Source organism: Subtercola sp. PAMC28395 (assembly GCF_018889995.1).
In the GTDB taxonomy this organism is placed as follows: Bacteria; Actinomycetota; Actinomycetes; order Actinomycetales; family Microbacteriaceae; genus Subtercola.
In genome coordinates this window covers 127,542-152,586 of record NZ_CP076547.1, presented here as the reverse complement: position 1 = coordinate 152,586, position 25,045 = coordinate 127,542, and the positions used below count along the sequence as shown (strand labels likewise).

At 63.8% G+C, this 25,045-nt stretch carries 22 protein-coding genes; 16 read left to right on the top strand and 6 right to left on the bottom strand.

Features of this window, described 5'->3' with window-relative positions; all coding sequences use genetic code 11:
* The first annotated feature begins 11 nt into the window (after positions 1-11).
* The 3 genes from tsaD (at position 12) to KPL76_RS00715 (ending at position 2,240) form a co-directional block, all read left to right on the top strand.
* A complete protein-coding gene (tsaD, locus tag KPL76_RS00725) occupies positions 12-1,067 on the top strand; it encodes a tRNA (adenosine(37)-N6)-threonylcarbamoyltransferase complex transferase subunit TsaD (RefSeq protein WP_371733970.1) in 1,056 nt (351 codons plus the stop codon).
* 136 nt (positions 1,068-1,203) lie between these two features.
* Positions 1,204-1,482: a DUF4190 domain-containing protein gene (locus KPL76_RS00720; RefSeq protein WP_216334469.1), complete on the top strand. Its 279-nt coding sequence runs from the start codon at positions 1,204-1,206 to the stop codon at positions 1,480-1,482.
* Between the two features lie 167 nt (positions 1,483-1,649).
* Complete coding sequence (locus KPL76_RS00715) at positions 1,650-2,240, top strand: hypothetical protein (protein WP_216334468.1); 591 nt, start codon at positions 1,650-1,652, stop codon at positions 2,238-2,240.
* A gap of 70 nt (positions 2,241-2,310) precedes the next feature.
* Here KPL76_RS00715 and KPL76_RS00710 read toward each other — a convergent pair whose 3' ends face one another.
* Complete coding sequence (locus KPL76_RS00710) at positions 2,311-3,510, bottom strand: class I SAM-dependent methyltransferase (protein ID WP_216334467.1); 1,200 nt, start codon at positions 3,508-3,510, stop codon at positions 2,311-2,313.
* A 167-nt stretch (positions 3,511-3,677) separates the two neighbouring features.
* Here KPL76_RS00710 and groES point away from each other — a divergent pair, with 167 nt between their 5' ends.
* From groES to KPL76_RS00695, 3 genes are all read left to right on the top strand, one after another.
* Positions 3,678-3,974, top strand: coding sequence for a co-chaperone GroES (gene groES, locus KPL76_RS00705; protein WP_205107345.1), 297 nt, complete (start codon positions 3,678-3,680; stop codon positions 3,972-3,974).
* An 86-nt stretch (positions 3,975-4,060) separates the two neighbouring features.
* Complete coding sequence (gene rarD, locus KPL76_RS00700; RefSeq protein ID WP_216335835.1) at positions 4,061-5,005, top strand: EamA family transporter RarD; 945 nt, start codon at positions 4,061-4,063, stop codon at positions 5,003-5,005.
* A gap of 84 nt (positions 5,006-5,089) precedes the next feature.
* Positions 5,090-6,418, top strand: coding sequence for an ABC transporter substrate-binding protein (locus tag KPL76_RS00695; protein WP_216334466.1), 1,329 nt, complete (start codon positions 5,090-5,092; stop codon positions 6,416-6,418).
* 175 nt (positions 6,419-6,593) lie between these two features.
* Here the strand turns inward: KPL76_RS00695 and KPL76_RS00690 are convergent, their stop codons facing one another.
* Genes KPL76_RS00690 through KPL76_RS00675 form a run of 4 tightly spaced genes read right to left on the bottom strand, consistent with a single transcriptional unit; the run spans position 6,594 to position 10,830 of the window.
* On the bottom strand, positions 6,594-7,376 hold the full coding sequence (locus KPL76_RS00690) for an ABC transporter ATP-binding protein (RefSeq protein WP_216334465.1): 783 nt from the start codon (positions 7,374-7,376) through the stop codon (positions 6,594-6,596).
* Positions 7,377-7,378: 2 nt separating this feature from the next.
* A complete protein-coding gene (locus KPL76_RS00685) occupies positions 7,379-8,419 on the bottom strand; it encodes an ABC transporter ATP-binding protein (protein ID WP_216334464.1) in 1,041 nt (346 codons plus the stop codon).
* Positions 8,409-9,398, bottom strand: a complete 990-nt coding sequence (locus KPL76_RS00680) for a branched-chain amino acid ABC transporter permease (protein WP_216334463.1) — start codon at positions 9,396-9,398, stop codon at positions 8,409-8,411. Before KPL76_RS00680 ends, KPL76_RS00685 begins: the two co-directional genes overlap by 11 nt.
* Positions 9,399-9,411: 13 nt before the next feature.
* Complete coding sequence (locus KPL76_RS00675) at positions 9,412-10,830, bottom strand: branched-chain amino acid ABC transporter permease (RefSeq protein ID WP_253202088.1); 1,419 nt, start codon at positions 10,828-10,830, stop codon at positions 9,412-9,414.
* Between the two features lie 221 nt (positions 10,831-11,051).
* Between KPL76_RS00675 and guaB the strand changes: the two genes are divergently transcribed.
* The 9 genes from guaB (at position 11,052) to KPL76_RS00630 (ending at position 22,920) form a co-directional block, all read left to right on the top strand.
* Positions 11,052-12,554, top strand: a complete 1,503-nt coding sequence (gene guaB, locus KPL76_RS00670; RefSeq protein ID WP_216334462.1) for an IMP dehydrogenase — start codon at positions 11,052-11,054, stop codon at positions 12,552-12,554.
* Positions 12,555-12,835: 281 nt separating this feature from the next.
* Entirely contained in the window at positions 12,836-13,954 is a 1,119-nt protein-coding gene (locus KPL76_RS00665) for a GuaB3 family IMP dehydrogenase-related protein (RefSeq protein WP_216335831.1), read from the top strand.
* An 80-nt stretch (positions 13,955-14,034) separates the two neighbouring features.
* Positions 14,035-14,565: a cation:proton antiporter regulatory subunit gene (locus KPL76_RS00660; RefSeq protein WP_205107360.1), complete on the top strand. Its 531-nt coding sequence runs from the start codon at positions 14,035-14,037 to the stop codon at positions 14,563-14,565.
* A gap of 3 nt (positions 14,566-14,568) precedes the next feature.
* On the top strand, positions 14,569-16,053 hold the full coding sequence (locus KPL76_RS00655; protein ID WP_216334461.1) for a cation:proton antiporter: 1,485 nt from the start codon (positions 14,569-14,571) through the stop codon (positions 16,051-16,053).
* Positions 16,050-16,868 (top strand): SURF1 family protein, encoded by an 819-nt coding sequence (locus tag KPL76_RS00650; RefSeq protein WP_216334460.1) that lies wholly within the window; start codon positions 16,050-16,052, stop codon positions 16,866-16,868. Before KPL76_RS00655 ends, KPL76_RS00650 begins: the two co-directional genes overlap by 4 nt.
* Before the next feature lie 3 nt (positions 16,869-16,871).
* Positions 16,872-17,318: a DUF3817 domain-containing protein gene (locus KPL76_RS00645; protein ID WP_216334459.1), complete on the top strand. Its 447-nt coding sequence runs from the start codon at positions 16,872-16,874 to the stop codon at positions 17,316-17,318.
* On the top strand, positions 17,314-18,891 hold the full coding sequence (guaA, locus tag KPL76_RS00640) for a glutamine-hydrolyzing GMP synthase (RefSeq protein ID WP_305803671.1): 1,578 nt from the start codon (positions 17,314-17,316) through the stop codon (positions 18,889-18,891). The genes KPL76_RS00645 and guaA overlap by 5 nt, the downstream gene beginning before the upstream one ends.
* 313 nt (positions 18,892-19,204) lie before the next feature.
* Positions 19,205-20,941 carry an ABC transporter ATP-binding protein gene (locus KPL76_RS00635; RefSeq protein ID WP_216334458.1) on the top strand — a complete coding sequence of 579 codons (1,737 nt, stop codon included), beginning with the start codon at positions 19,205-19,207 and terminating at the stop codon, positions 20,939-20,941.
* On the top strand, positions 20,938-22,920 hold the full coding sequence (locus tag KPL76_RS00630; RefSeq protein ID WP_216334457.1) for an ABC transporter ATP-binding protein: 1,983 nt from the start codon (positions 20,938-20,940) through the stop codon (positions 22,918-22,920). The genes KPL76_RS00635 and KPL76_RS00630 overlap by 4 nt, the downstream gene beginning before the upstream one ends.
* A gap of 96 nt (positions 22,921-23,016) precedes the next feature.
* On the opposite strand, the gene KPL76_RS00625 is transcribed toward KPL76_RS00630, so the two are convergent.
* Positions 23,017-23,814, bottom strand: a complete 798-nt coding sequence (locus KPL76_RS00625; RefSeq protein ID WP_216334456.1) for a Bax inhibitor-1/YccA family protein — start codon at positions 23,812-23,814, stop codon at positions 23,017-23,019.
* 180 nt (positions 23,815-23,994) lie between these two features.
* Between KPL76_RS00625 and KPL76_RS00620 the strand changes: the two genes are divergently transcribed.
* Positions 23,995-25,011 carry a glycerophosphodiester phosphodiesterase family protein gene (locus KPL76_RS00620; protein ID WP_253202087.1) on the top strand — a complete coding sequence of 339 codons (1,017 nt, stop codon included), beginning with the start codon at positions 23,995-23,997 and terminating at the stop codon, positions 25,009-25,011.
* The last annotated feature ends 34 nt before the right edge of the window (positions 25,012-25,045 follow it).

Sequence of the window (25,045 nt, the reverse complement as noted above, 5' to 3'; positions counted from 1 at the left end):
CGACCAGGCCGATGCCGGCAGAGCCTGTCGTGCTCGGCATCGAGACCTCGTGCGACGAGACCGGCGTCGGGATCGTGAGGGGCACCACGCTGCTGGCCAACGCGATCGCCTCGTCGATGGATGAGCATGCACGGTACGGGGGAGTCGTGCCCGAGATCGCGGCGCGTGCGCACCTCGAAGCTCTGACCCCGACCATCCTGCTCGCCCTCGAGCAGGCAGGCCTGGGCATCCACGACATCGACGCAATCGCTGTGACGAACGGGCCAGGGCTCTCAGGCGCACTCATTGTCGGCGTCGCTGCGGCAAAGGGCCTGGCTGTCGCAACGGGAAAACCGCTGTATGCAGTGAATCACCTGGTCGGCCATGTCGGCGTCGATCTTGTGACTCCCGACAGTGCGCCGCTCGAGTACCCCACGATCGCCCTGCTGGTGTCGGGTGGCCACACCTCGCTGCTCTATGTGCGCGACCTCGTCGACGACGTGGAGCTGCTGGGAGAAACCATCGACGACGCAGCGGGGGAGGCCTTCGACAAGGTCGCGAGGGTGCTCGGGCTTCCCTACCCCGGAGGCCCGCACATCGATCGCGTCGCTGTGGGCGGCAATCCCAAGGCGATCCGTTTTCCTCGTGGGCTGAGCCTGCCCAAAGACATGGCTCTGCATCGGTACGACTTCTCGTTCAGCGGGCTCAAGACGGCCGTCGCGCGGTGGGTCGAGGCCCGTCAGGATCGCGGGGAGGAAGTGCCCATCGCCGATGTGGCTGCCAGCTTTCGCGAGGCCGTTGCCGACGTGCTGCTGACCAAGGCGCTCGCGGCATGCGCCGATCTCGGCGTTCCCCGGTTGCTGCTGGGAGGTGGAGTCGTGGCCAACGCGCGCATCCGTGAGCTGGCCGCCGTGAGGGCCGAGAGCGCCGGAGTGACGCTGCGCATTCCTCCGTTCGATCTCTGCACCGACAACGGGGCGATGATCGCTGCACTCGGTGCCCAGGTGATCATGCGGGGACTGCCCCCCTCCACTCTCGATTTCGGTGCGGATTCCACGTTGCCTGTGACCGACATCCACGTCATCTGACAGTCATTCGCGTCATCAATTGACATTTCTTCAGACAATCTGTCACTATTGTCAACGCCGCCGCGACAATGCTGTCGGCCAACCACCGCACCCGTGCCGCGACGATCGCCCGGGTCCGTAGTCGAAGGAGCAGACCATGACCACCCCAGCCCCCTACACCGCCGGCCCCGCACCCGTGGCAGCGAAGACGAATGTCATCTCCATCGTCGCCCTCGTGCTCTCGATCATCGGGTTCACGGTCGTCGGCATCATTCTCGGCTTCGTGGGGCTGAACCAGGTCAAGAAGACCGGAGAGGCCGGCCGCGGACTCGCGATCGCGGCCATTGTGATCGGCTTCATCGAGCTGGTTCTCGGAGTCATTCTGATCATCGTGTATGTGGCGGCACTCGCGAGCCTCAGCGCCTCGACCTACTGACGCACCCCCGGTCACACGTCAATTTCTTTGCCGCGGGGGTGCCGCTCGGCAGGTCTGCCTCGGTAGGCTGTGGCACAAGCAGACCCGCACTGCAGGCAGGGCCGATGAACATGGCCTGCTGGAATGCGGCGTCTCAACCGAGACTGGAACAGGGAAGGGATGTCACCATGACCGATCCGAGCACACCCACAGGCAACGGTATTCCGGGCCAGCCGGCAGGGCCCGGGGCATCCGACACCCCGCCACCCCCTCCTGCGCCGAACGTGCCACCCACTGCTCCGCCGGTTCCTCCGGCTCCGCCGGTCGCACCTCCCGCGCCCAGCTACACAGCTCCCGCTGCGCCTGCGTACCCGGCACCGAGCTACTCGGCTCCAGCAACTCCGCCCCCGGCTTACGCGTCGCCGCCACAGGCGTACGCCGCAACACCCCCCGCGCCACCTGCCGCTCCGGGATACCCTGCGCCCGTAGCAGGGTACGGTGCCCCTGTGGCGAAGTCACCGGTGCTCAGCATCATCGGAATGGTCGCCGGAATTCTCGGAATCCTCATCTCATTCGTGAGCCTGGGAATCGGCGGCTTCCTCTTCTCCGTCGGCGCCGTTGTGCTCGGGTTCCTGGGCCGTAAGAAAGAACCTGCTGCCCGTGGATTCTGGCTCACCGCACTGATCACCGGGTTTGCTGGCATCGCTTTGTCAGTGATTCTGATCCTGGTCTTCATCATCGCGATCGTCTCGAATATCAATACCTCGTACTCGTACTGAACCGTCGTAGGCAGAGCAGCTGTGCCCTTCTGGCCCGCGTCGTTCTGACCCAGGACCCCCACAGCCTGACTCAGGCGGTGGGGGTCACCCGGTCGGCGAGGATCGCGACATGCTTGCCGCCGGCGCGCGTCACGAACAGGGTGGCAGACTCCGTGCCCTTGAGCGCGAGCTTCGTGCGAAGCGTCGCGGGGTCGACATCCACGCCTCGTTTCTTGATCTCGAGCGAACCGATGTTGCGACTTCTCAGCTCGCGCTTCAGCGTCGGCACGTTGAACGCGAAGACCTCGCGCGCCCGGAACACCTGCGCGAACGGCGATTCGACCAGTGTGTCTCCGGTGAGGTACGCGATCTGGGCCGAGACCAGTCGCGTGTCGAGGGCGCGGGCGAGGTCGCCGATGAGGCGTGCGCGAATGACACTGCCGTCGGGTTCGTAGAGATACGCTCCCAGCTCACCGGGCTCGACATCTTCGCTGTCCCCTGGCCCGGTCAACTCGTGGCGTGCGTCTCCACGCATCACCAGTGCTGCCCGCCGGATGCCCGGGCGGGCGAGGGGTCCGAACCAGAGGCCCATCTCCACGACCTGCCCGTCGACCGAGATCCACTGCGCTTCACAGTCGCCGGGAATCAACCCCCGGTCGATTCCCGGACCGAGCTTCACTCCTGTGGGCACGCGACGCGCGACATCGAACACGAAATCGAGGGTGGGGCTGAAATCGGCCGGGTCGATCATCCGTGTCGTATTGGTGTGTCCCGAAGAGCGCCTCGCCGGGTCGAGATAGACCCCGTCGACGCGTGTGAGGTCGAACGACTCTGCCTCGCCGTTCTCGACCGTGGCTGAGGGGAACGGTGCGAGGTTGTAGGCGGCGAGGGCAGCCGTGACCTCGTCGCGTTCGACTGCCGTCACAGAGATGTCGAGCGCCGCGAGGGCGAGGGCATCTGCCCCGATTCCGCACCCCAGGTCGGCGACGCGGGTGATCCCCGCTGATCGGAAGCGCCCTGCGTGGACCGCAGCGACGCTGAGCCTGGTCGCCTGTTCGAGGCCGGCGTCGGTGAACAGCATCCGGGTGGCGAATTCGCCGAACTTCGACTGCGCCCTGGCGCGAAGTCTGGCCTGCGTCATGACGGTGCCGACCAGTGATGCCGGGTATCCGCTCTTACGCAGATCGGCCACGGAGCGCACGATGTCGCCGCCGTTCGTGTAGGGAGGCAACGAGTCGAGCAAGCGCAGGCCCTCCGGCGTCAACAGCTGTTCGAGCTCGGACCTGTGCATCAGCTCAGTTTAGGCGCGAAGCTTCGCTGCATCGGCTTCGCGAACACCGCGCGCGGCTGGCACTCGGGTTGACCGAGTGCTAGATTCACCTCTAAACTTCAGTTAGCACTCTCAGTGTGAGTGTGCCAAAACAATGACTTTTGAACCGAAGAAAGAAGAGGTCAACAGTGTCGGTCTCCATCAAGCCGCTCGAGGATCGCATCGTTATCAAGCAGGTCGAAGCAGAAACGACGACCGCATCTGGTCTCGTCATTCCTGACACGGCCAAAGAGAAGCCTCAGGAAGGCGTCGTCGTCGCCGTCGGCCCCGGTCGCATCGACGACAACGGTAACCGCGTTCCCCTCGACATCTCCGTCGATGACAAGGTCCTGTACTCCAAGTACGGCGGAACCGAGGTCAAGTACAACGGTGAAGAGTACCTCGTGCTCTCCGCTCGCGACGTACTGGCTGTTATCGTTCGATAGTGAGATCTTCAAGAAGGCTCGGGTTCGGTGAACCCGGGCCTTCTTCACGTGGTGCACATGACGGAGCGACGGCAGTAGCCCGTCGGGTGCGCGTCGGGTTCTTCTATGCGCTGGGCGCGTACCTGATCTGGGGTGGGCTACCTCTCTACTTCCTTCTTCTGGCGCCGACAGGAGCCTTCGAGATCGTCGCCTGGCGCGTCATCTTCTCGCTGGTGTTCTGCTCCCTCATCATCACCGTTGTTCGGCGCTGGCCCGCGTTTCTCCGGGTCTTCCGGCAGCCGCGCCTGATCCTCATGATGGGTCTGGCCGGCGCCCTGATCTACGTCAACTGGCAGACATACGTTCTCAGCGTGGTCTCAGGGCACGTCGTCGAGGCGTCGCTTGGGTACTTCATCAACCCAGTGATAACCATTCTTCTGGGCGTCTTCGTTCTGCGGGAGACCCTTCGACCTCTTCAGTGGGCTGCACTCGCGCTCAGTGCGGTCGCCGTAGTTGTGCTGGCCGTCGGCTATGGCGCCGTGCCCTGGATCGCCCTCATCCTCGCTTTCTCCTTCGGGTTCTATGGTCTGGTGAAGAAGCACGTGGGCCCCAAGATCGACGCCGTGAACGGCTTGACGCTCGAATCCCTGTGGCTCGTGCCGCTGGTCGTCATTCAGCTCTGCGTGGTCGGAGCGACTACGGGGCTCACCTTCGGTCAGATCAACGCGTGGCACACCGTGGCGCTTGTGGGCGCAGGCGTCATCACTGCCGTGCCCCTGCTGCTCTTCGCCTCAGCCACCAAGCGATTGCCGCTCATCGTCGTCGGGTTCGTGCAGTACCTGACCCCGATCATCCAGTTCGTACTCGGTGTATTCGTTCTTCAGGAACCGATGCCGCCCGAAAGGCTCGCCGGGTTCGTGATCGTGTGGCTGGCGCTCGTGATTCTGTCGGTCGACATGGCCCGCAACAGCCGTTCTCAGCGCCGGCGGGACGCATTACAAATTGCTAACGATATTCGCATGGCACGCACAGAAAACACGTTTGAAACATAGGAACCGTAGGTTGGGACCTAATGAGCGCGAAGGGTCTTCATCCGAAGGCCCGAGGTTTGCGAGCACTATGAAAGGGTTCACAGGATGATCAAATCCAAGTACGCCCTCCGGACCACAATTCTGGCTGGAGCAGGCATCATTGCCGTCATGCTTTCCGGCTGTGCCTCCGGTGGCAGCACGACATCGACTTCCTCAGCGACCGCTTCAGCGGCCGCGACTTCGTCTGACTGCGCGAGCGACGCAACGACAGCCAACAACCTCGTTGTCGGTACGATCCTCCCGATCACGGGTAGCCTCGCGTACCTGAACCCGCCGGAGCAGGCTGGCGTCGGCCTCGCGGTTTCCGACATCAACGCCGCTGGCGGAGTCGACGGCAAACAGGCCTGCGTTCTCGCGACCGACTCCGGAGACTCGACCGACCTCAGTGTTTCGACGGCCTCTGCCCAGAAGCTGATCACGGCCAAGCCGTCGGTCGCCATCGGTGCAGCTTCGTCGAGCGTCTCGCTGAACGTCGTCGACTCGTTCGCCTCGGCCAAGATCACACAGATCTCGCCCGCGAACACTTCGGCCAAGCTCAGTGGCTACGGTCCGTTCTACTACCGCACCGCACCGCCGGACTCGGTACAGGGTTCAGCTCTCGGCTCGCTCATCACCGGTGACGGCAACTCGAAGATCGCGTTCCTCGTGTTCAACGACTCCTACGGCACTGGCCTCCGCGACTTCACGCAGGCATCGATCGAGTCCGCTGGCGGAACCGTCGTATACGGGGCCAAGGGCGCAGGCCAGGAGTTCCCTCCCGGCCAGACGACGTTCTCGGCTGAGGTCACCGCGGCCCTGGCTGCCAAGCCCGACGCCATCGTGATCCTCGCGTTCGACGAGACCAAGTCGATCATCCCCGAGCTGGTCGCCCAGGGCTGGACCATGCCGAAGACCTACCTGTCAGACGGTAACACCGCTGACTACAGCAAGGACTTCCAGGCGGGTACCCTGACCGGCGCGCAGGGTACGATCCCCGGTGCAAACGCTGACGACGCCTTCAAGGCTTCGCTGGTGGCCTGGTACAAGTCGGCTGAGAACGGCGACCTCAAGGACTTCTCCTACGCTCCTGAGGCCTACGACGCGACCACCCTCACCGCTCTGGCAGCGCTGAAGGCCAAGTCGAACGTCTCTGCCGACCTCAACAAGCAGCTCGCTGCGGTCTCCGGTGCGAATGGCGGCACGAAGTGTGCTTCCTACGCCGAGTGCGCCAAGCTGGTCTCTGCCGGTACTGAGATTCAGTACACAGGCAAGTCCGGCATCGGCCCGTTCAACACGCACAACGAGCCCTCGAGCGCGTTCATCGGTATCTACAAGTACAACGCCGACAACACGTACACGTTCCAGTCGTCAATCGAAGGCCAGACCTCCTACTAGGGAGTAGCGCCTGAGGTTTGCGCCTCACAACAGAACAAGCCCCCGCCCGGTGATCCGGTCGGGGGCTTCTTCTGTTGTACCGGTGCGACGTGGCTGGTGCGGTAAGACAGCTGAAGGGTACGAAGAAGGCCCACCCCGATCATCCGGAGTGGGCCTTCTGGGCCGAGAATGTGTGTCAGATGGCGCCGGGGGCGTCGTGCGAAGTCTCTTCTTCCACGTCTTTTGCGAGGGTACCGAGGTAGAGCTCGATGACCTTCGGATCGTCTGCGAGCTCGCGGCCGGTGCCGGTGTAGGCGTTCCGGCCCTGGTCGAGCACGTAACCGCGGTCGCAGATCTGCAGGCAGCGCCGGGCGTTCTGCTCGACCATGATGATCGAGACACCCGTCTTGTTGATGCGGCGGGTGCGGATGAAGGTCTCATCCTGTCGAACGGGCGAGAGTCCGGCGGAGGGCTCATCGAGCAGGAGCACTGACGGGTCCATCATGAGGGCTCGAGCCATGGCAACCGACTGTCGCTCTCCACCCGAGAGTGAACCCGCACGCTGCGTTCGCCGGTCGGCAAGCACCGGAAAGAGGTCGAAGATCGCCTCGAGACGCTCCTTGAGCAGCTTGGGGCGGAGGAAGAGCCCCATCTGCAGGTTCTCTTCGATGGTCAGCGACGGGAAGACGTTGTTGTTCTGGGGCACGAAACCCACACCGGCCTGCACGAGCTTGTTGGCCTTGTGCCCGGTGATGTTCTCGCCTTTCAGCGTCACACTGCCGGAGCGCACGTTCACCAGACCGAAGAGTGCCTTGAGCAGGGTCGACTTGCCGGCGCCGTTCGGGCCGATGATGCCGATCAGCTCGCCGGGATAGACGTCGAGATTGCACCCGTTCAGGATGTTGATGCCCGGCAGGTAGCCGGCCACGAGATCGGTCGCCTGCATCACAGGGACCCGGGTTTCAGTCGTTTCGACCATGACTAGGCTTTGCCCTCCGCGCGCCTGTCGGCGCTGTTTCCGGTACTGTCTCCAGCAGCTTCTGCTGCGTCTTCTGCACTGACTTCTGCAGCGAGTTCCTCGGCGACCTCGTCGGTCAGGAGGGAGTCGTCGCCGAGGTCTGTGTTGTGGTGAGCACCCAGATACGCATCGATGACCGCCGGGTCGTCCATGACGGTGCCGGACGGGCCCTCGGCCACGACCTTGCCTTCGGCCATGACGACCACCCAGTCGGAGATGTGGCGCACCATGTGCATGTCGTGCTCGACGAAGAGCACGGTCATCCCCTCGTCTCGCAGGGCCTGGATGTGGCCGAGCAACGATTGGGTGAGAGCAGGGTTGACTCCAGCCATCGGTTCGTCGAGCATGATCATGACCGGGTCACTCATCAGTGCCCGCGCCATTTCGAGCAGCTTCTTCTGGCCGCCCGAGAGGCTTCCTGCCATGTCGTCACGCTTTTCAAGCAACTTGAAGCGCGCGAGAAGCTCTTCCGCCTTCGCCGTGATCTCGGCCTCGCGTTTGGCCCAGAGGGGTTTGACGACGGCGACGAAGAGGTTCTCGCCCGGCTGGTCTTTCGCGCCGAGCCGCATGTTCTCGATCACCGTGAGCTTCGAGAGCGCCTTGGTGAGCTGGAAGGTGCGGACCATGCCCATCTTGGCGACCTTGGTTGCACCGGTGTTGCCGACGTCGCGGCCGTTGAAGGTCGATTTCGCGGCTTCTCCGGCTTTCGGGCCGCCGATCAGACGAGGAGCGGAACTCGGCTTGTCGAACCCGGTGATGAGGTTGAAGAACGTGGTCTTCCCGGCCCCGTTCGGGCCGATGAGTGCCGTGATGATGCCGCGCTGGACCTCGAGGTGCTGCACGTCGACCGCGGTCATGCCACCGAAACGGCGAGTGACGTGGTCCACAGTGAGGATCGGGTCGGGCTTGGAGACCCCGGGAACCGGAGCGACTCCTGCGACGCTGGCCTTCGCCGCGGCACCTGCCTCGGTGATGTGACTTGTCGTGGGAAGACTACTTGACATCGAAGCTCAGCTCCTTCTTGTTGCCGAGAATACCCTGGGGTCTGAAGATCACGACCAGCATGAGAGTGATGCCGATCACGATCCAGGCGAACTGTTCGGTCTGCTGGCCATTCATGATGCTCGACGGCACGAACTGGCCCGCGAGCCCCTGTACGAACAGGCGGATGGCGAAGAATACGATCGCACCGAGCACGGGCCCGAAGACCGTCGCCGCACCGCCGAGCAACAGGGCGGTGAAGATGAAGTACGTCATTGAGCGCCCCATGCTGTCGGCCTGGAGTGACGCCGGCAGAATGTAGACGATTCCTGCGAGGGCACCGATGACACCACCGAGGATCAGCGCCTGCATCTTGTAGCTGTAGACGTTCTTGCCGAGGCTGCGCACGGCGTCTTCGTCTTCGCGGATTCCGCGGAGCACGCGGCCCCAGGGGCTGCGCATGATCGCCCAGACGAAGAGGCAGAGCAGCCCGACCACCAACCATGCGGTGGCGATGAACCACCAGCCATTCGACCCGGTAGCGTCGTAGTTCCACGGCCCGACGTTGATGCGGCCGTCACCGAAGAACGACAGGTCGGTGAAGGGGCTCCGGTATTCATTGCCGGTGATGCCGTTCGAACCGCCGGTGACGTTGGTCAGAAGCGAGGATCGCCCGATCATCCGCACGATCTCAGCGGCCGACAGGGTGACGATCGCGAGGTAGTCGCCCCGGAGCTTGAGGGTGGGTATACCGAGGATGAGTGCGAAGATGAGCGCCGCCACGAGAGCGATGAGCACGGCGAGGATGATCGGCAGCCCGGCGATGATGGAGATCGCGAAGCCGTACGCGCCGATCAGCATGAATCCGGCCTGGCCGAAGTTGAGCAGTCCGGTGTAGCCGAAGTGGATGTTGAGGCCGATTGCGGCGATCGCCAGGGCAGCGGTCTGCGGTGAGATCGCCGAATTGAGGATGGCGTTCAGCGTCTGGAGTAGTTGATCCATGAGTTCAGCCCTTCTAACCGATGCGCTCTCGGCGCCCGAAGATACCCTGCGGTCTGACCAGAAGAACCAGGATCAGGATGACGAGCGCCGTGGCGTACTTGAAGTCGCCCGGCAGCACGAGGTTGGTCAGTTCGACGACGAGCCCGATGATCATTGCACCGGCGAGGGCGCCGAATGCGGTGCCGAGACCGCCGAGGGTGATCGCCGCGAACATGAGCAGCAGCAGCTGAAGGCCGGTCTGCCAGTTGACTCCGTTGAGAACCAGGCCGAGCAGCACGCCGGAGAGACCTGCCAGCGCAGTGGCGCTGGTCCAGACCAGCCGGATGATGCGGTCGACGTCGATGCCGGAGGCGGCCGCGAGCGAGGGGTTGTCAGAGACAGCCCGTGTCGCCCGGCCGATGCGTGTCTTGACGAGCACGAAGCCGACCAGGGCAATGACGACCACGGCGATGCCCATCGCCACGAGCGACTGTGCCGAGAGCGTGACGGGGCCGAGGGCCACCGTGACGGGGTTCGCCTGGTCGATGCGCACAGTGGATGCCCCGAGGAAGTACTGGAAGAGGTACTGCAGCGCAATGGAGAGACCGATCGTGACGATCATGAGCTGGGTGGTGCCCAGTCCCCGTCGCCTCAGCGGCTTCCAGATCAAGGCGTCCTGGAAGTACCCGGTTGCTGCGCAGATCACCACGGAGATGATCGCCGCGAGAATGAGATTCAGGCCGAGCACGTTGGCGAAGAGGTACGCCAGCAGTCCACCGAGCGTCACCTGCTCGCCGTGTGCGAAGTTCGAGAGCCCGGTCGTACCGAAGATCAGCGACAGGCCCACCGCAGCAAGCGCGAGCAGCAACCCGAGCCGGATGCCCGAGACGAACTGTTGCAGGAACCTCTCGAACGAGACTCCCGTGCCGGAGTCGGTGGTGGGCGTCTGGGTTGTCGTTCCATCGGCGGCAGTGGTGCCGCCGACGATCTTGAACACATAGCCGACGTTCTTGTTCAGGGCTCCGTTGACCGTGGCGGGGTTCTTTGCTGCTGAGTCGAGTACCGCACCGTCGGGAATCGATGTGGTGTCGACCGTGATGGTGTACGGCCCCGCGACGGTGATCGCCTGGCTCCACTTGCCGTCGTCGCCGGTCGCCACCGTGGCGTCGAGGTCGCCGCCCTTGATGCCGAGCTTGATGCCGACGGCAGGGTCGCCGTTCGGGAGCTTGATCGTGCCCTGCAGACACCCGGTGGTCGCGTTCGAGACACAGGCTGCTGCTGCCGCCGGTGTCGCTGCGTGAGCGGGCGCAGCGCCCAGGCCGATCATGGTGATCACGGCGGTGATCGCCAGCATGAGCATCGCCGCGAGTCGCCAGAAGCCCACACGGTTTTCAGCCCTGTGTGGCTTTGGTCTCTGCGGCACTGTGCTCTGCAGCACTGTGAGTGTCGTCAAGTTCTATTCCTCCAGGACGAGCGCGCACCATTGGACGCTACGAGTGAGTTGCAAGTGAGCTTACGTTATAAGGCGTTTGTGTCAGTCGTGTTTCCGGACTGCTGGAGCTGGACAAGGCCGCGGGCGCGGAATAGGCGTGGCCCCCGGATCGTTAGAATTGTCACGAGGGTAGAGATGTACGTCACCCGCTTGAGATTCACCCGTTTGAGACAGAGGAATTCATGGAACAGAACGATCCCTTCGGATTTGTCGGGCTGACGTACGACGACGTCATGCTGCTTCCCGGTCACACCGATGTGATTCCTTCTGAGGCGGACACCTCGTCTCGCCTGACCAAACGCATCACACTGGCGGCCCCGCTGCTGTCGTCCGCTATGGACACGGTGACTGAAGCTCGCATGGCGATCGCCATGGCCCGCCAGGGCGGCTTCGGCGTCATCCACCGCAACCTTTCGATCGAAGACCAGGCCGCCAATGTCGACAAGGTCAAGCGAAGCGAATCCGGCATGATCACCAACCCGGTGACCACCACACCGTTCGCGACAGTTGCCGATGCAGATCTGCTCTGCGGGCAGTTCCGTGTCTCCGGCCTCCCCGTCGTCGATGAGTCGGGAGTTCTGGTCGGCATCATCACCAACCGCGACATGAGGTTCGTCTCGGCGTGGGAGAAGAGCACCACCCTGGTGCGCGACGTGATGACCAAGGCTCCGCTCATCACCGCACCCGTCGGCATCGACCCAGACGGCGCCATCGCCATCTTCGCCCAGCACAAGATCGAGAAACTTCCTCTCGTCGACGCAGCCGGAAAGCTTCGCGGCCTGATCACCGTCAAGGACTTCGACAAGAGCGAGATGTACCCGCACGCCACGAAAGACGAAGAAGGCCGACTGCGTGTCGGCGCGGCCATCGGGTTCTTCGGTGACGCCTGGGAGCGGGCAATGACCCTGGTCGACGCGGGCGTCGATGTGCTCGTGGTAGACACGGCCAACGGCGACAGTGCCGGTGTGCTCGACATCGTGCGCCGCCTGAAGTCAGACCCGGCGTCTGCAGGCGTCGACATCATCGGCGGAAACGTCGCAACACGCTCCGGCGCCCAGGCGCTCATCGACGCTGGTGTCGATGCCATCAAAGTCGGGGTCGGCCCTGGCTCGATCTGCACCACCCGCGTGGTCGCCGGTGTCGGTGTCCCCCAGGTCACGGCCGTATACGAAGCGTCGCTGGCCGCACGCGAGACGAACACTCCGGTGATCGCCGACGGCGGGCTCCAGTACTCTGGCGACATTGCGAAGGCCCTCGTGGCCGGTGCAGACACGGTGATGCTGGGTTCGCTGCTCGCAGGCTGCGACGAGAGCCCTGGCGACCTGGTCTTCGTGAACGGCAAGCAGTTCAAGAACTATCGCGGCATGGGTTCCCTGGGGGCCCTGCAGACACGCGGGGAGAAGACCTCGTACTCGAAGGACCGCTACTTCCAGGCAGACGTGCCGAGCGACGACAAGCTCATTCCTGAGGGAATCGAGGGCCAGGTGCCCTACCGCGGCCCGCTTTCTGCAGTCGCGTACCAGTTGCTCGGTGGTCTCCGCCAGTCGATGTTCTACGTCGGTGCGCGGTCGGTCGACGAGCTCAAAGCACGCGGCAAGTTCGTGCGCATCACTGCTGCCGGCCTCAAGGAGTCGCACCCCCACGACATCCAGATGGTGGTCGAAGCGCCCAATTACCGCCGCTAGGCGAGCGCGGCGGGCAGCCTGAACGGCTGCTCGCTTCTAGCGCGGCGCGTCTCGCGCGGCGGGCAGCCTGAACGGCTGCTCGCTTTGAGCGCGGCGCGTCTCGGGCGGCGGGCAGCCTGAACGGCTGCTCGCTTTGAGCGCGGCGCGTCTCGGGCGGCGGGCAGCCTGAACGGCTGCTCGCTTTTAGCGCGGCGCGTCTCGCGCGGCGGGCGTGGCTGAACGAGTCGTCCGTTGGTAGCGCGGCGCGTCTGGTTGCTCCTCGGTAGTATTGGTGGGTGAGTATGGAAAGAGAAATCGGCCGGTCAAAACGAGGCCGCAGGGTCTACGCCTTCGACGACATTGCGGTGGTGCCCTCCCGGCGTACCCGTGATCCGCAGGATGTGTCGATCTCGTGGTCGATCGACGCCTACCATTTCGACATTCCCGTCATGGCAGCTCCCATGGACTCGGTCGTCTCGCCTCTCACCGCAATCGCCATGGGCAAGCTCGGAGGCCTCGGCGTGCTCGACCTCGAGGGTCTGTGGACGAGGTATGAGAACCCTGAGCTGCTCCTGGAGGAGATCCGGTCTCTCGATGCAGCAGACGCAACGGTTCGCATGCAGCAGATCTACGCCGAACCGATCAAGCCGGAGCTTGTCACGGAGAGACTCGCCGAGATCCGGGCATCCGGAGTCACCGTCGCGGGCGCTCTCTCGCCCCAGCGCACTCAGGAGCTCTACGAGACCGTCGTGGCAGCGGGTGTGGACCTCTTCTTCATCAGGGGAACGACAGTTTCAGCAGAACATGTCTCGAAGACCGTCCAGCCACTGAATCTGAAGAAGTTCATCTACGAGCTCGACGTGCCCGTGATCGTGGGTGGTGCGGCGACCTACACCGCAGCGCTTCATCTCATGCGCACCGGCGCGGCCGGCGTGCTCGTCGGATTCGGTGGGGGAGCGGCCTCGACCACCAGAGCCACCCTCGGCATCCATGCGCCGATGGCCACAGCTGTAGCCGATGTCGCCGGTGCCCGACGCGACTACCTCGACGAGTCCGGCGGGCGGTACGTTCACGTGATCGCCGACGGGGGCCTTGGCACCTCGGGCGACATTGTGAAGGCGATCTCGGTCGGCGCCGATGCAGTGATGCTCGGCAGCGCCCTCGCGCGGGCGACGGATGCTCCGGGCGGCGGGTACCACTGGGGCCCGGAGGCCCACCACGCGCAGCTCCCACGGGGCAATCGTGTGCACGTCGGCAGCGTCGCGCCCCTCGACCAGATCCTGTTCGGGCCGTCGCCGGTGGCCGATGGAACGGCCAACCTGATGGGTGCGCTGAAACGGTCGATGGCGACGACGGGGTACTCCGATCTCAAGGAGTTCCAGCGCATCGAAGTGGTCGTTTCGCCGTACTCGTCCCGCTGAGCCGCCTCGCTGAAATTCGCCGCGGTTAGACTGGTACCTGCGAATTATGCGAAACGCGAGTGAAGTCAGGGAGATCAACAATGGTTGACGTACGTCGGGTCAAGCTCCCGGGAGTGGGTGTGCTCCATACCTTCGTGACCGATGACGGGGGCAAGGTGGGCGTGATCGCGCACCGCTCCGGCCACAGCGACCTGATCACTTTCCAGGACGAAGAAGACGGCGCGGAGTCCACCAAGGTCTCACTCCGCCTCAGCGAAGACGAAGCCCGCACGCTGGCAGAGCTCCTCGGCGGGACGCAGATCACCGAGTCGCTGACCGCCCTCGATCAGATTCCCGGCCTCAGCATCGACTGGTTCACGGTCGACTACGAAGACCACATCGCCGGGCAGGAGCTCGGAGACCCGGCCGACCGAGGCGTAGTCGGGGTCACCGTCGTGGCAGTGGTTCGGGGCGAGTCTGCGAACCCGGCACCGGCATCAGACTTCAAGGTCTTCCCCGGTGACACCCTCGTCGTGGCTGGATCGCCTGAAAAGGTCGCGAAGGTCTTCAACTTCTTCCGGACCGGCCAGTACAAGGCCAAGAGCGCCGTCGACGCGCCGCCAGGAGGCTAAGCGATGCAGATCGCGATCGCAGCCACGCAGGCAGGCGACACGACACACCTCGGCGGTGACCTTCTCGTCCTCGGGATTCTCTTCGTCATCGCCTACATCCTCGGCCGCCTCGGCAAGGCAGTGGGCCTGCCTGCGATCCCGATCTACATGGTCGTCGGTCTGCTGGCCAGCCCGAACTTCCACATCTTTCCGCTCGACTTCATCCACAACGACTACATCGCCCTGATCGCCGTCTTCGGGCTGATCATGCTGCTGTTCAGCCTGGGCCTGGAGTTCGACCAGGACGAGTTCTTCGGCAATGCCGGAAAGTTGATCATCTCCGGTGGCTCGTACATCGCCGTCAACATGATCGCCGGGTTCGCCTTCGGTTTCCTGGTGGGGTGGGGAACCAGGGAGGCGCTGGTCATCGCCGGCATCACCGCCACGTCGTCGAGCGCGATCGTCACCAAGCTCCTCATCGAGCTCAACCGGCTGGCAAACCCGGAGACGCCGATGATCCTGGGTGTCACGGTCGTCGAAGACATCTTCATCGCCATCTACCTGGCCATCGTCTCCGTCGTGCTGAGTGGTGAGACCGCCGTCTGGCCCGTTGTGGCGAAGCTCGGCATTGCGTTCCTCTTCCTGGTGGTGATGTTCGCTGTCGCGCGCTTCGGCGGCAAGTGGGTATCGCGACTCTTCCGCACAAAAGACGACGAACTGTTCACCATCCTGTTCTTCGGGCTGGCGATCATGTTCGGTGGACTCGGTGAGATCCTCGGCGTCACCGACGCGATCGGCGCGTTCCTCATCGGGCTCGTGCTCGGAGCCAGCCGGTACCGCAACAAGATCGAGCACATCGCCATTCCGCTGCGCGACGTGTTCGGTGCATTCTTCTTCCTGAATTTCGGGCTGGGTCTGAACCCCGCCCAGTTCCCCGAGGTCATCTGGCCCGTGTTGGGTGCCGTCGCGATGACCATGATCCTGAACATCCTGGCCGGCCAATTCGTGGCCAGGCTCAACGGGCTCGGTGTTCAAGCGGGAATCAATGCCACGGTCATCCTGCAGAACCGAGGTGAATTCGCCCTCATTCTCGCGACTCTCGCCCTTGCAGCCGGCCTCGACGAGCGAATCCAGGCCTTTGCCGGCCTGTACGTGCTCGTGATGGCTGTCGCCGGGCCGATTCTGGCCGCCAACTCTGAGAAGATCGGCGGTGCTCTCCTTCAGACGAAGAAGAAGAAGCGTGATTCGCAGAATCCCGTTGCAGCAGAAGGCGCGGATCGCCCGCGAATCGTCGACCCCATGATCCTCGAGCAGATCGCGCTCGTCGAAGCTGCGACGGCGACGCTCGAGCCGGGCGAGAACCCAGCTACCAAGGAGTATGTTGATCGGGTCGTCGAGCAGGCGAGCAACCAATCCGATCTTCACAGCAGAGCCGATCATCCGAACTGGCCCTTTGGCTCTCACCCGCCAGAGCGCGAGTCCAGGCCCGAGAAAGACGACGAGTATTGACCATCTTCAGCGTGATGCGAAGGCCGAAGTGGATTCGCGCTCTCGTCTACGCCCTGCTGCTCGCCGCAGTGTTCGCGCTTCTCGGCCAATGGCAGCTCAGCCGGGCCGTCACATCGAACGGGCCTGACCCGCGGGCGACGACAGAGTCGGTGACCCCGCTCACCCAGGTGGCGACAGCGGGCCAGCCCGTCTTCGAGGCGCAGGATGGCCAGATGGTGTCGGTCACGGGCTCGCTGGTCGCGCCCGATTTCAGCATCGTCTCGTCGAGGTTGAACGGCGGCGTCCAGGGGTACTGGGTCGTGGGTCGTTTCGACCTCAGCGAATCGCAGGTGGGCACTCTCACCAGCGTTGCTGTGGCACTCGGATGGTCGGCAGACCGGTCCCGGGCCGAATCCGTCGCTGCTGGGCTCAACTCCACGCCGACGTTCGCGCCGCAGCAGCTCATCGGCCGCTATGTCGGTACCGATGGCCCCGATGTCACTGCCGCACAGGGTAAGACGGCGGCAGATTTCGTTCCGTCGACGATGGCGATCTCTGCGCTCATCAACCAGTGGAGCGGCTTCCCCGAGACGGCAAGCGTCTTCGGCGGATACGTCGTGGCCCAGACCCCCGTCGACTCGCTCGCCGCGATCGACTCTCCCGTGCCCGTGCGAACCACCGAGATCAACTGGCTGAACATCTTCTACGCCATCGAGTGGGTCATCTTCGCCGCGTTCGCGATCTTCTTCTGGTACCGCCTGGTGAAAGACGCATGGGAGCGCGAAGTCGAAGAGGCCGAACTCGAAACCCAGTCTGAACTCGAAAGGTACAATTAGCCCATGCCACTCGAGCCCAAACGCGCTGATTTTCCGCGCATCCGCTCTGCACTTGCGTTCTACAAGGTCTGCGCCATCATCACCGGCGTCTTCCTGCTGCTGCTGTGCGCTGAAATGCTGCTGAAGTACACACCCATCGCGGTCGAACTGCAGCTCGGGGGCAGACAGGGGTTCCTCGCATTCGTGCCCGCCGGTACGGTCACTGCGATGAACCTGAGCACGGGCATCCTGATCGTTCATGGTTGGTTCTACGTGGTGTACCTGTTCTCGTGCTTCCAGCTCTGGACCCGCATGCGCTGGCCGCTCGCTCGCTTCGTGGTTCTCGCCCTCGGCGGCGTGATCCCTTTTCTCTCGTTCGTTCTCGAGCGTCGCACCCGTCGAGAAATCGACACCTACCTGGCCCGTCGCGAGGCCGAATCAGTGACACCGACAGTGGAGGCCTCCCATTAGCATTCCGACCACCAGGCCGGTACTTGTCGTCGATTTCGGCGCACAATACGCACAGCTCATCGCCCGTCGCGTTCGCGAGGCGAATGTCTACTCGGAGATCGTGCCGAGCACGATCACGGCGGCTGAGATCGCGGCCAAGTCGCCTGTCGGCATTGTTCTCAGTGGTGGCCCCTCGAGCGTGTACGAAGAAGGCGCGCCAGCCTTGGACCCGGCGATCTTCGACCTCGGCGTACCCGTTCTCGGCATCTGCTATGGCTTCCAGGTCATGGCCCAGGCCCTCGGCGGCGAAGTCGCTCACAGCGGGCTGAGGGAATACGGCGCCACCGACATGCAGGTCACCGGCGACGGGGGCGTTCTGCTCGACGGCCAGCCCGGCGACCAGACGGTGTGGATGAGCCATGGCGACCAGGTCTCGAAGGCACCGGAGGGCTTCACGGTCGTGGCGAGCAGTGCATCCACACCTGTCGCCGCGTTCGCCAACGACGCGAAGCAGCAGTACGGCGTGCAGTGGCACCCCGAAGTCAAACACAGCCCGTTCGGGCAGGCCGTGCTCGAGAACTTCCTGCACAAGGCCGCCGGTATCCCCGCCGACTGGAACAGTGGAAATGTCATCGCCGACCAGGTAGCGCTCATCCGTGCGCAGGTCGGTTCGGGCAAGGTCATCTGCGGGCTCTCGGGCGGCGTCGACTCGGCCGTCGCCGCTGCGCTCGTGCACGAGGCCGTTGGCGACCAGCTCACCTGTGTCTTCGTCGACCACGGTCTTCTGCGCGCCGACGAGCGCCGCCAGGTCGAGGTCGACTATGTGGCTTCGACGGGCGTTCGACTCGTGACAGTGGATGCCCGTCAGCAGTTCCTCGATGCGCTCGCCGGTGTCACGGACCCCGAACAGAAGCGCAAGATCATCGGGCGCGAGTTCATCCGGAGCTTCGAGGGCGCGGCCGAGGCTCTCGTTCTCGAAGCCGCCGCAACCGACGGCTCGCCGGTCGAGTTCCTCGTGCAGGGCACCCTGTACCCCGACGTCGTCGAGTCAGGCGGTGGCACCGGTACCGCCAACATCAAGAGCCACCACAATGTGGGCGGCCTGCCCGAAGATCTGCAGTTCAAGCTCGTCGAGCCGCTGCGCACCCTGTTCAAAGACGAGGTCCGGGCCATCGGCCGCCAACTCGGGCTACCCGAGGTCATCGTGGGGCGCCAGCCGTTCCCCGGCCCCGGTCTCGGAATCCGAATTGTCGGCGAGGTCACCTTCGAACGACTCGAGCTGCTGCGCGCGGCAGACGCGATCGTGCGTGCCGAGCTGACCGCGGCTGGGCTCGACGGTGAGATTTGGCAGTGTCCTGTGGTGCTGCTCGCCGACGTTCGCTCGGTCGGCGTGCAGGGCGATGGGCGTACCTACGGGCATCCGATCGTCTTGCGGCCGGTCTCTTCTGAAGACGCGATGACGGCCGACTGGACTCGGCTGCCGTACGACCTGCTGGCGAAGATCTCGAACCGCATCACGAACGAGGTGGCTGGCGTCAACCGCGTTGTGCTCGACGTCACGTCGAAGCCGCCGGGAACCATCGAGTGGGAATAGTCTTGCGGCGTGTTGCGCTGCGCGCCCCACGCACGCGCTTTAAGGACGTTGCCGGGGTTGGACTGTGCGGTGGGTGACTTCTTGCGTACCGCCTTGAACAGGCGCTTTCTCCAAGCGCGGCACACCTAGCGGCGTGTTGCGCTGCGCGCCCCACGCACGCGCTTTGAGTACGTTGCCGTGGTTGGACTGTGCGGTGGGGGACTTTGACGGGCGTGTCCGAGTGCGGCTTCTCACCTCCTCCACAGGTACTCCCTTGGGAGGAGATCTGAGGAGCAGGACGGGATTGACTCGAGCTGCGCAGTAGCATTCTTCAATGAAACTGTTGCGCCTCATCGGCACATACGTGAAGCCCCACTGGCGGCTCATCGTCGGTGTCGTGATCTTCCAGCTGGCCCAGGCCATCGCCTCTCTGTACCTGCCGACGCTGAACGCCGACATCATCGACAATGGGGTCGCCACGGGCGACACCGGCTACATTCTGCGCATCGGTGCGCTGATGCTGATGATCACGCTCGCCCAGGTGATCTGCGCCATCATCGCCGTGTATTTCGGTGCGAAGCTCGCGATGGCGCTCGGCCGCGACCTGCGCCTGTCGGTGTTCACCCGCGTCGGCGACTTCTCAGAACGTGAAGTGTCGCAGTTCGGGGCGCCTTCGCTCATCACCCGAACGACCAATGACGTTCAGCAGGTTCAGATGCTCGTGCTGCTCACCTGCACGCTGCTGGTCAGCGCCCCGATCCTCGCGATCGGCGGCATCATCATGGCCCTGTCGCTCGACGTGCCGCTCTCTGGCATCATTGCTGTGGCTGTACCGGTGCTGCTCATCACCCTCGGCCTGATCATCGTTCGCATGGTGCCGCTGTTCCGGCTGATGCAGAAGCGCATCGACAAGGTGAACGGGGTGTTGCGCGAGCAACTGACGGGCATCCGGGTGGTTCGGGCCTTCGTGCGCGAGCGCGTCGAGACCGAGCGCTTCGCGGTGGCGAACAGGGAGGTGACCGACACAGCGCTGCGTGCCGGTCGGCTGTTCGCGCTCATGTTCCCGATCGTGCTGCTCGTGATGAACGTATCGAGCGTCGCGGTGATCTGGTTCGGTGCGTTCCGAATCAATGACGGCTCGATGCAGATCGGCACGCTGACCGCATTCCTGACGTATCTCGTGCAGATTCTGATGGCGGTGATGATGGCCACCTTCATGGCGATCCTCATTCCCCGCGCCTCCGTGTGCGCCGACCGTATCACCGAGGTGCTGCAGACTCCGTCGTCGGTGGTCATGCCTGCCGAGGGCGTGACCACGCTCGACGAACACGGGTTGATCGAACTCGACAACGCGAGCTTCGCCTACCCCGGGGCCGCCGAGCCGGTGCTTCGCGAGCTGACCTTCGTGGCGGAACCCGGAAAGACGACGGCCATCATCGGCAGCACAGGGTCGGGCAAGACAACGCTGGTGAATCTGCTGCCGCGACTCTTCGATGCCACCGAGGGCGAAGTGCGGGTCGATGGTGTGAACGTCAGGGACCTCGACCCCGATGTGCTCTGGGGGCGCATCGGACTGGTGCCGCAGAAGCCGTACCTGTTCTCCGGAACGGTTGCCAGCAATCTGCGGTACGGCAAGCCCGATGCGACCGACGAGCAGCTCTGGGCCGCGCTCGAGACAGCTCAGGCACGCGACTTCGTCTCGGAGATGGAGCTCGGGCTCGAATCTCCGATCGCCCAGGGGGGAACGAACGTGTCAGGTGGCCAGCGCCAGCGACTCGCGATCGCCCGCGCCCTGGTGAAGCGCCCTGAGATCTACGTTTTCGACGACTCGTTCTCGGCACTCGACCTGGCGACGGATGCCCGGCTCAGGAGAGCCCTTCGCAGAGACGTGCTCGGGGCGACCATGATCGTGGTGGCGCAGCGCGTCTCGACGATCATCGACGCAGACCAGATCCTTGTTCTCGAAGATGGTGTCATCGTTGATCGTGGAACGCACACCGAACTGCTGGAGAACAGCGAGACCTATCGAGAGATCGTGGAATCGCAGATGACGGCGGAGGAAGCAGCATGAGCGACGAAGCGCAGCCGATCGAAAAGGCTCCCGCCATTCCGCGGCCGCCCGTGCGGCGCGGGCCGGGCGGTGGTGGTCCGTTCGGCGGGGCAGGAATGCCAGCCGAGAAGTCGAAGGCCTTCGGGCCGAGTGCGAAGCGTCTGGTCGGCCGACTCCGCCCGGAGCGGATGCTCATCGGCGTGATCACCCTGCTCGCTGTCGTGAGCGTAACGCTGTCGGTGCTCGGGCCGAAGATGCTCGGCAACGCGACGAACGTCATCTTCGCGGGCATCCTGTCGAAGGCGTTTCCGGCCGGAACCACGCAGCAACAGGCGATCGACGGGCTGAACGCAGCTGGCCAGAGCCAGCAGGCAGACCTTCTCAAGAGCGTCACTTTCACCCCGGGCCAGGGCATCGAATTCACCCAGCTCGGCATGATCCTGCTGACAGTGCTTGCGATCTACGTGTTCGCGTCGGTGTTCAGCTGGGCGCAGTCGTACCTGCTCAACGGCGTCGTGCAACGAACCGTGTACCGCCTGCGCGAAGACGTCGAGGAGAAGATCAACCGGCTCCCGCTGGGTTATTTCGACCGGATGCCCCGCGGTGAGCTGCTCAGCCGGGTCACCAACGACATCGACAACATCTCGCAGAGCCTGCAGCAGTCTCTCTCGCAGATCATGACCTCGTTGCTCACCGTCATCGGTGTCATCACGATGATGTTCATCATCTCGCCGCTGCTGGCCCTCATCGCTCTCGTGACGATCCCGCTGACACTGATCATCACGACGGTGGTGGCAAAGCGATCCCAGAAGCTCTTCGTCGCGCAGTGGACGTATACCGGCACGCTCAACGCGCAGATCGAAGAGAGCTACACCGGCCACGCGCTCGTGAAGGTCTTCGGTCGCCACCGCGAGATCAACGAGGTCTTCCGCAAGAAGAACGACGAGTTGTTCACGGCGAGCTTCGGGGCCCAGTTCGTGTCGGGCATCATCATGCCGGCGATGATGTTCGTCGGCAACCTCGTCTACGTGGCCATCGCGGTGATCGGCGGGTTGATGGTGGCGAGCGGCAGTCTGAGTCTCGGTGATGTGCAGGCGTTCATCCAGTACTCCCGCCAGTTCACGCAGCCGCTCACCCAGCTGGGGTCGATGGCCAACGTGCTGCAGTCGGGGGTGGCCTCCGCAGAGCGTGTCTTCGAGCTGCTCGACGCCGATGACCAGACTCCGGATGCCCAGCCCGCCGAGACGCCATTGAACGAAGAGGGCCGACTTGTGTTCGAGAACGTCTCGTTCAGTTACAGCCCTGAAAAGCCGCTCATCGAGAACCTCTCCCTCGAGGCGCTGCCCGGTCAGACGGTCGCGATCGTTGGGCCGACAGGGGCTGGCAAGACGACCCTGGTGAACCTCATCATGCGGTTCTACGAACTCGACTCGGGTCGCATCACCCTCGACGGCGTCGATATCGCCTCGATGACACGGGATGATCTGCGGAGCCGTACCGGAATGGTGCTGCAGGATACGTGGCTGTTCGGTGGCACGATCCACGACAACATTGCGTACGGCAACCCTGAAGCAAGCGAGGAGGAGATTCTGGCCGCGGCCCAGGCCACCTACGTCGACCGGTTCGTGCACTCCTTGCCCGACGGGTACGACACGGTGCTGAACGACGAGGCAGACAACGTTTCAGCGGGGGAGAAGCAGCTCATCACGATCGCCAGGGCTTTCCTGGCCAAGCCCAGCGTGCTCATCCTCGATGAGGCCACGAGCTCGGTCGACACGCGCACCGAGGTGCTGGTGCAGCGAGCGATGTCGGTGCTGAGGCAGGACCGCACCAGTTTCGTGATCGCCCACCGCCTGTCGACCATCCGCGATGCCGACCTCATCCTGGTGATGGAGTCGGGCAGCATCGTCGAGCAGGGTACCCACGACCAGCTGCTGGCGGCAGGCGGCGCCTACGCGAACCTGTACAACTCGCAGTTTGCGGCCGCGATCACCGACTGAGATCGGAGCCGACCACCGTTGTGATCAACCGACAAAACGCACCGAAACCACTGGAATTTGAGGGTTTCGATGCGCTTTGTTCGTATGGCTTCAGCGTCAGTTGCGCGCGATGGCGAACATGCGCAGCAGTTCGAGGTACAGCCACACAACGGTCATGACAAGGCCGAATGCCGCCGACCACGCTTGGTTGCGCGGGGCGCCGGCCTTCACGCCGCGTTGGATCTGGTCGAAATCGAGTACCAGTGAGTACGCGGCGAGAATCGTCACGAACACGCCGAGAATCACGCCGAGTGGAATTCCCAGCAGGGTGACAGAGCCGCTGAGCCCGAAGGCGTTGCTGTTGACTCCGGTGAGCATCAGAACGATGTTCAGAATCGAGAAGACGATGTACCCCACCATGGCGATCAGGAAGATCTTGGTGGCCCGCTTCGACGCTCGGATCTTGCCGAAGGCGAAGAGCACGAGAGTCACCGCGAAGACGCAGATCGTGGCCAGCACGGCCTGGATGACCACGCCCGGGTACCTGGCCTCGAAGACGCCGGAGATCGCACCGATGAAGAGGCCCTGAACTGCCGAATACAGGAGGATCAACGGAGGTGACGGCTGCTTCTTGAAGACGTTGACCATGGCGAGGACGAAGCCGAGAACAAGTGCGGGCAGCGCCAGTACAGGAACGTTCCACCCGACCACAGCGAAAGCCACGAGTACGACGAAGTTCAGGGCCGTCTTGATGATGACGTCGTCGTAGCTCAGGCGCCCGGTCTGCGCTGCTGTCGCGGCAGGCGCGTCGTACATCTGCTCCAACCCTGCCGCAGTGATGGTGGGGGTCGGGGTAGCCGGGGCCTTGCCGTTGAAGACGGGGTTCCGTGAGAACGCCGGGTTGTTGGAAGCCATCGATTCCTCGTGTCTGGAGTGTGCGCGCCGACGTCGGTCGGATTCCCTCAAATCTAGCGGCAGCTCAGCCCTGTTTGCTGGAAGTTCTCACAGACAACGCCGTCTGTGGTGCGGTCACAGCGAGACGTCCGATATGCGCCATCAATGGACCGCGAACCGCAGGAGTCCTATCGTTGAGACGTGAGCGAACGTCTGGGATTCCCGTACCCGCTGGTGATCGGCCACCGTGGTGCGTGCGGCTATCGGCCCGAGCATTCCGCTGCCGCCTACCTCCTGGCGTTCGACCTCGGAGCGGACTTTGTGGAGCCCGACATCGTCGTGACGAAAGACGGGCAGTTGGTGCTGCGCCACGAGAATGAGATTTCGGGGACGACCGATGTGGCCGATCATCCGGAATTCGCTCACCTGCTGACCAGCAAGGTCGTTGACGGGGTCGTGTGCGACGGGTGGTTCACCGAGGACCTGACCTGGGCCGAGCTCAGCACGCTGCGTTGCACCGAACGGCTGCCCGAGCTGCGACCGCAGAGCGCGGAGTTTGACGGGCAATTCGGTATTCTGCGCCTCGCCGACCTGTTCTCGCTCGTCGATGGGGCCGGGGATGCCTCGCAGCGGCCCCTCGGAATCGTCGCCGAACTCAAACATTCCTCGTACTTCTCGGGGCTGGGGTTCTCGCTCGCCCAGCTCTTCGCCGACGAGGTCCAGAGTGCCGGCTGGGGCGACTCGCAGGGTCGGCTCATCGTGGAGAGCTTCGAACCCACGTGTCTGGCCGAGGTGCGCTGGAGCGGGGTCGGGTGCGCCCGGGTGCTTCTGGTCGAGGCAGAGGGATCACCGCCTGACCTTCTCGCCACATCGGGCGATGACGCGCCAGAGTACGCCTCCTACCTCACGACTGAGGGATTGCGCCAACTCGCCGATGGCCAGAGCATCGACGGTATCAGTGTGCCGAAGCAGATGGTTCTGTCGCACGACGGCCGTCGGTTGGTCGCGGAGGCGCATCACGAACGACTGGCTGTGTACACCTGGACGCTGAGGCCGGAGAACATGTTCCTGTCGGAGCAATTCCGGGCGGGAGCCGAACCCACAGCGTTCGGTGACTGGGCAGGAGAGTTTGAGGCGATTCTGGCGACGGGTGTCGACGGCGTCTTCGCCGATCATCCTGACCTGGCCGTGACAGCGAGGGACGCACTCCCGCACTGACCGGGCGTGCCAGACGAGCGGATGATCGCCGCAT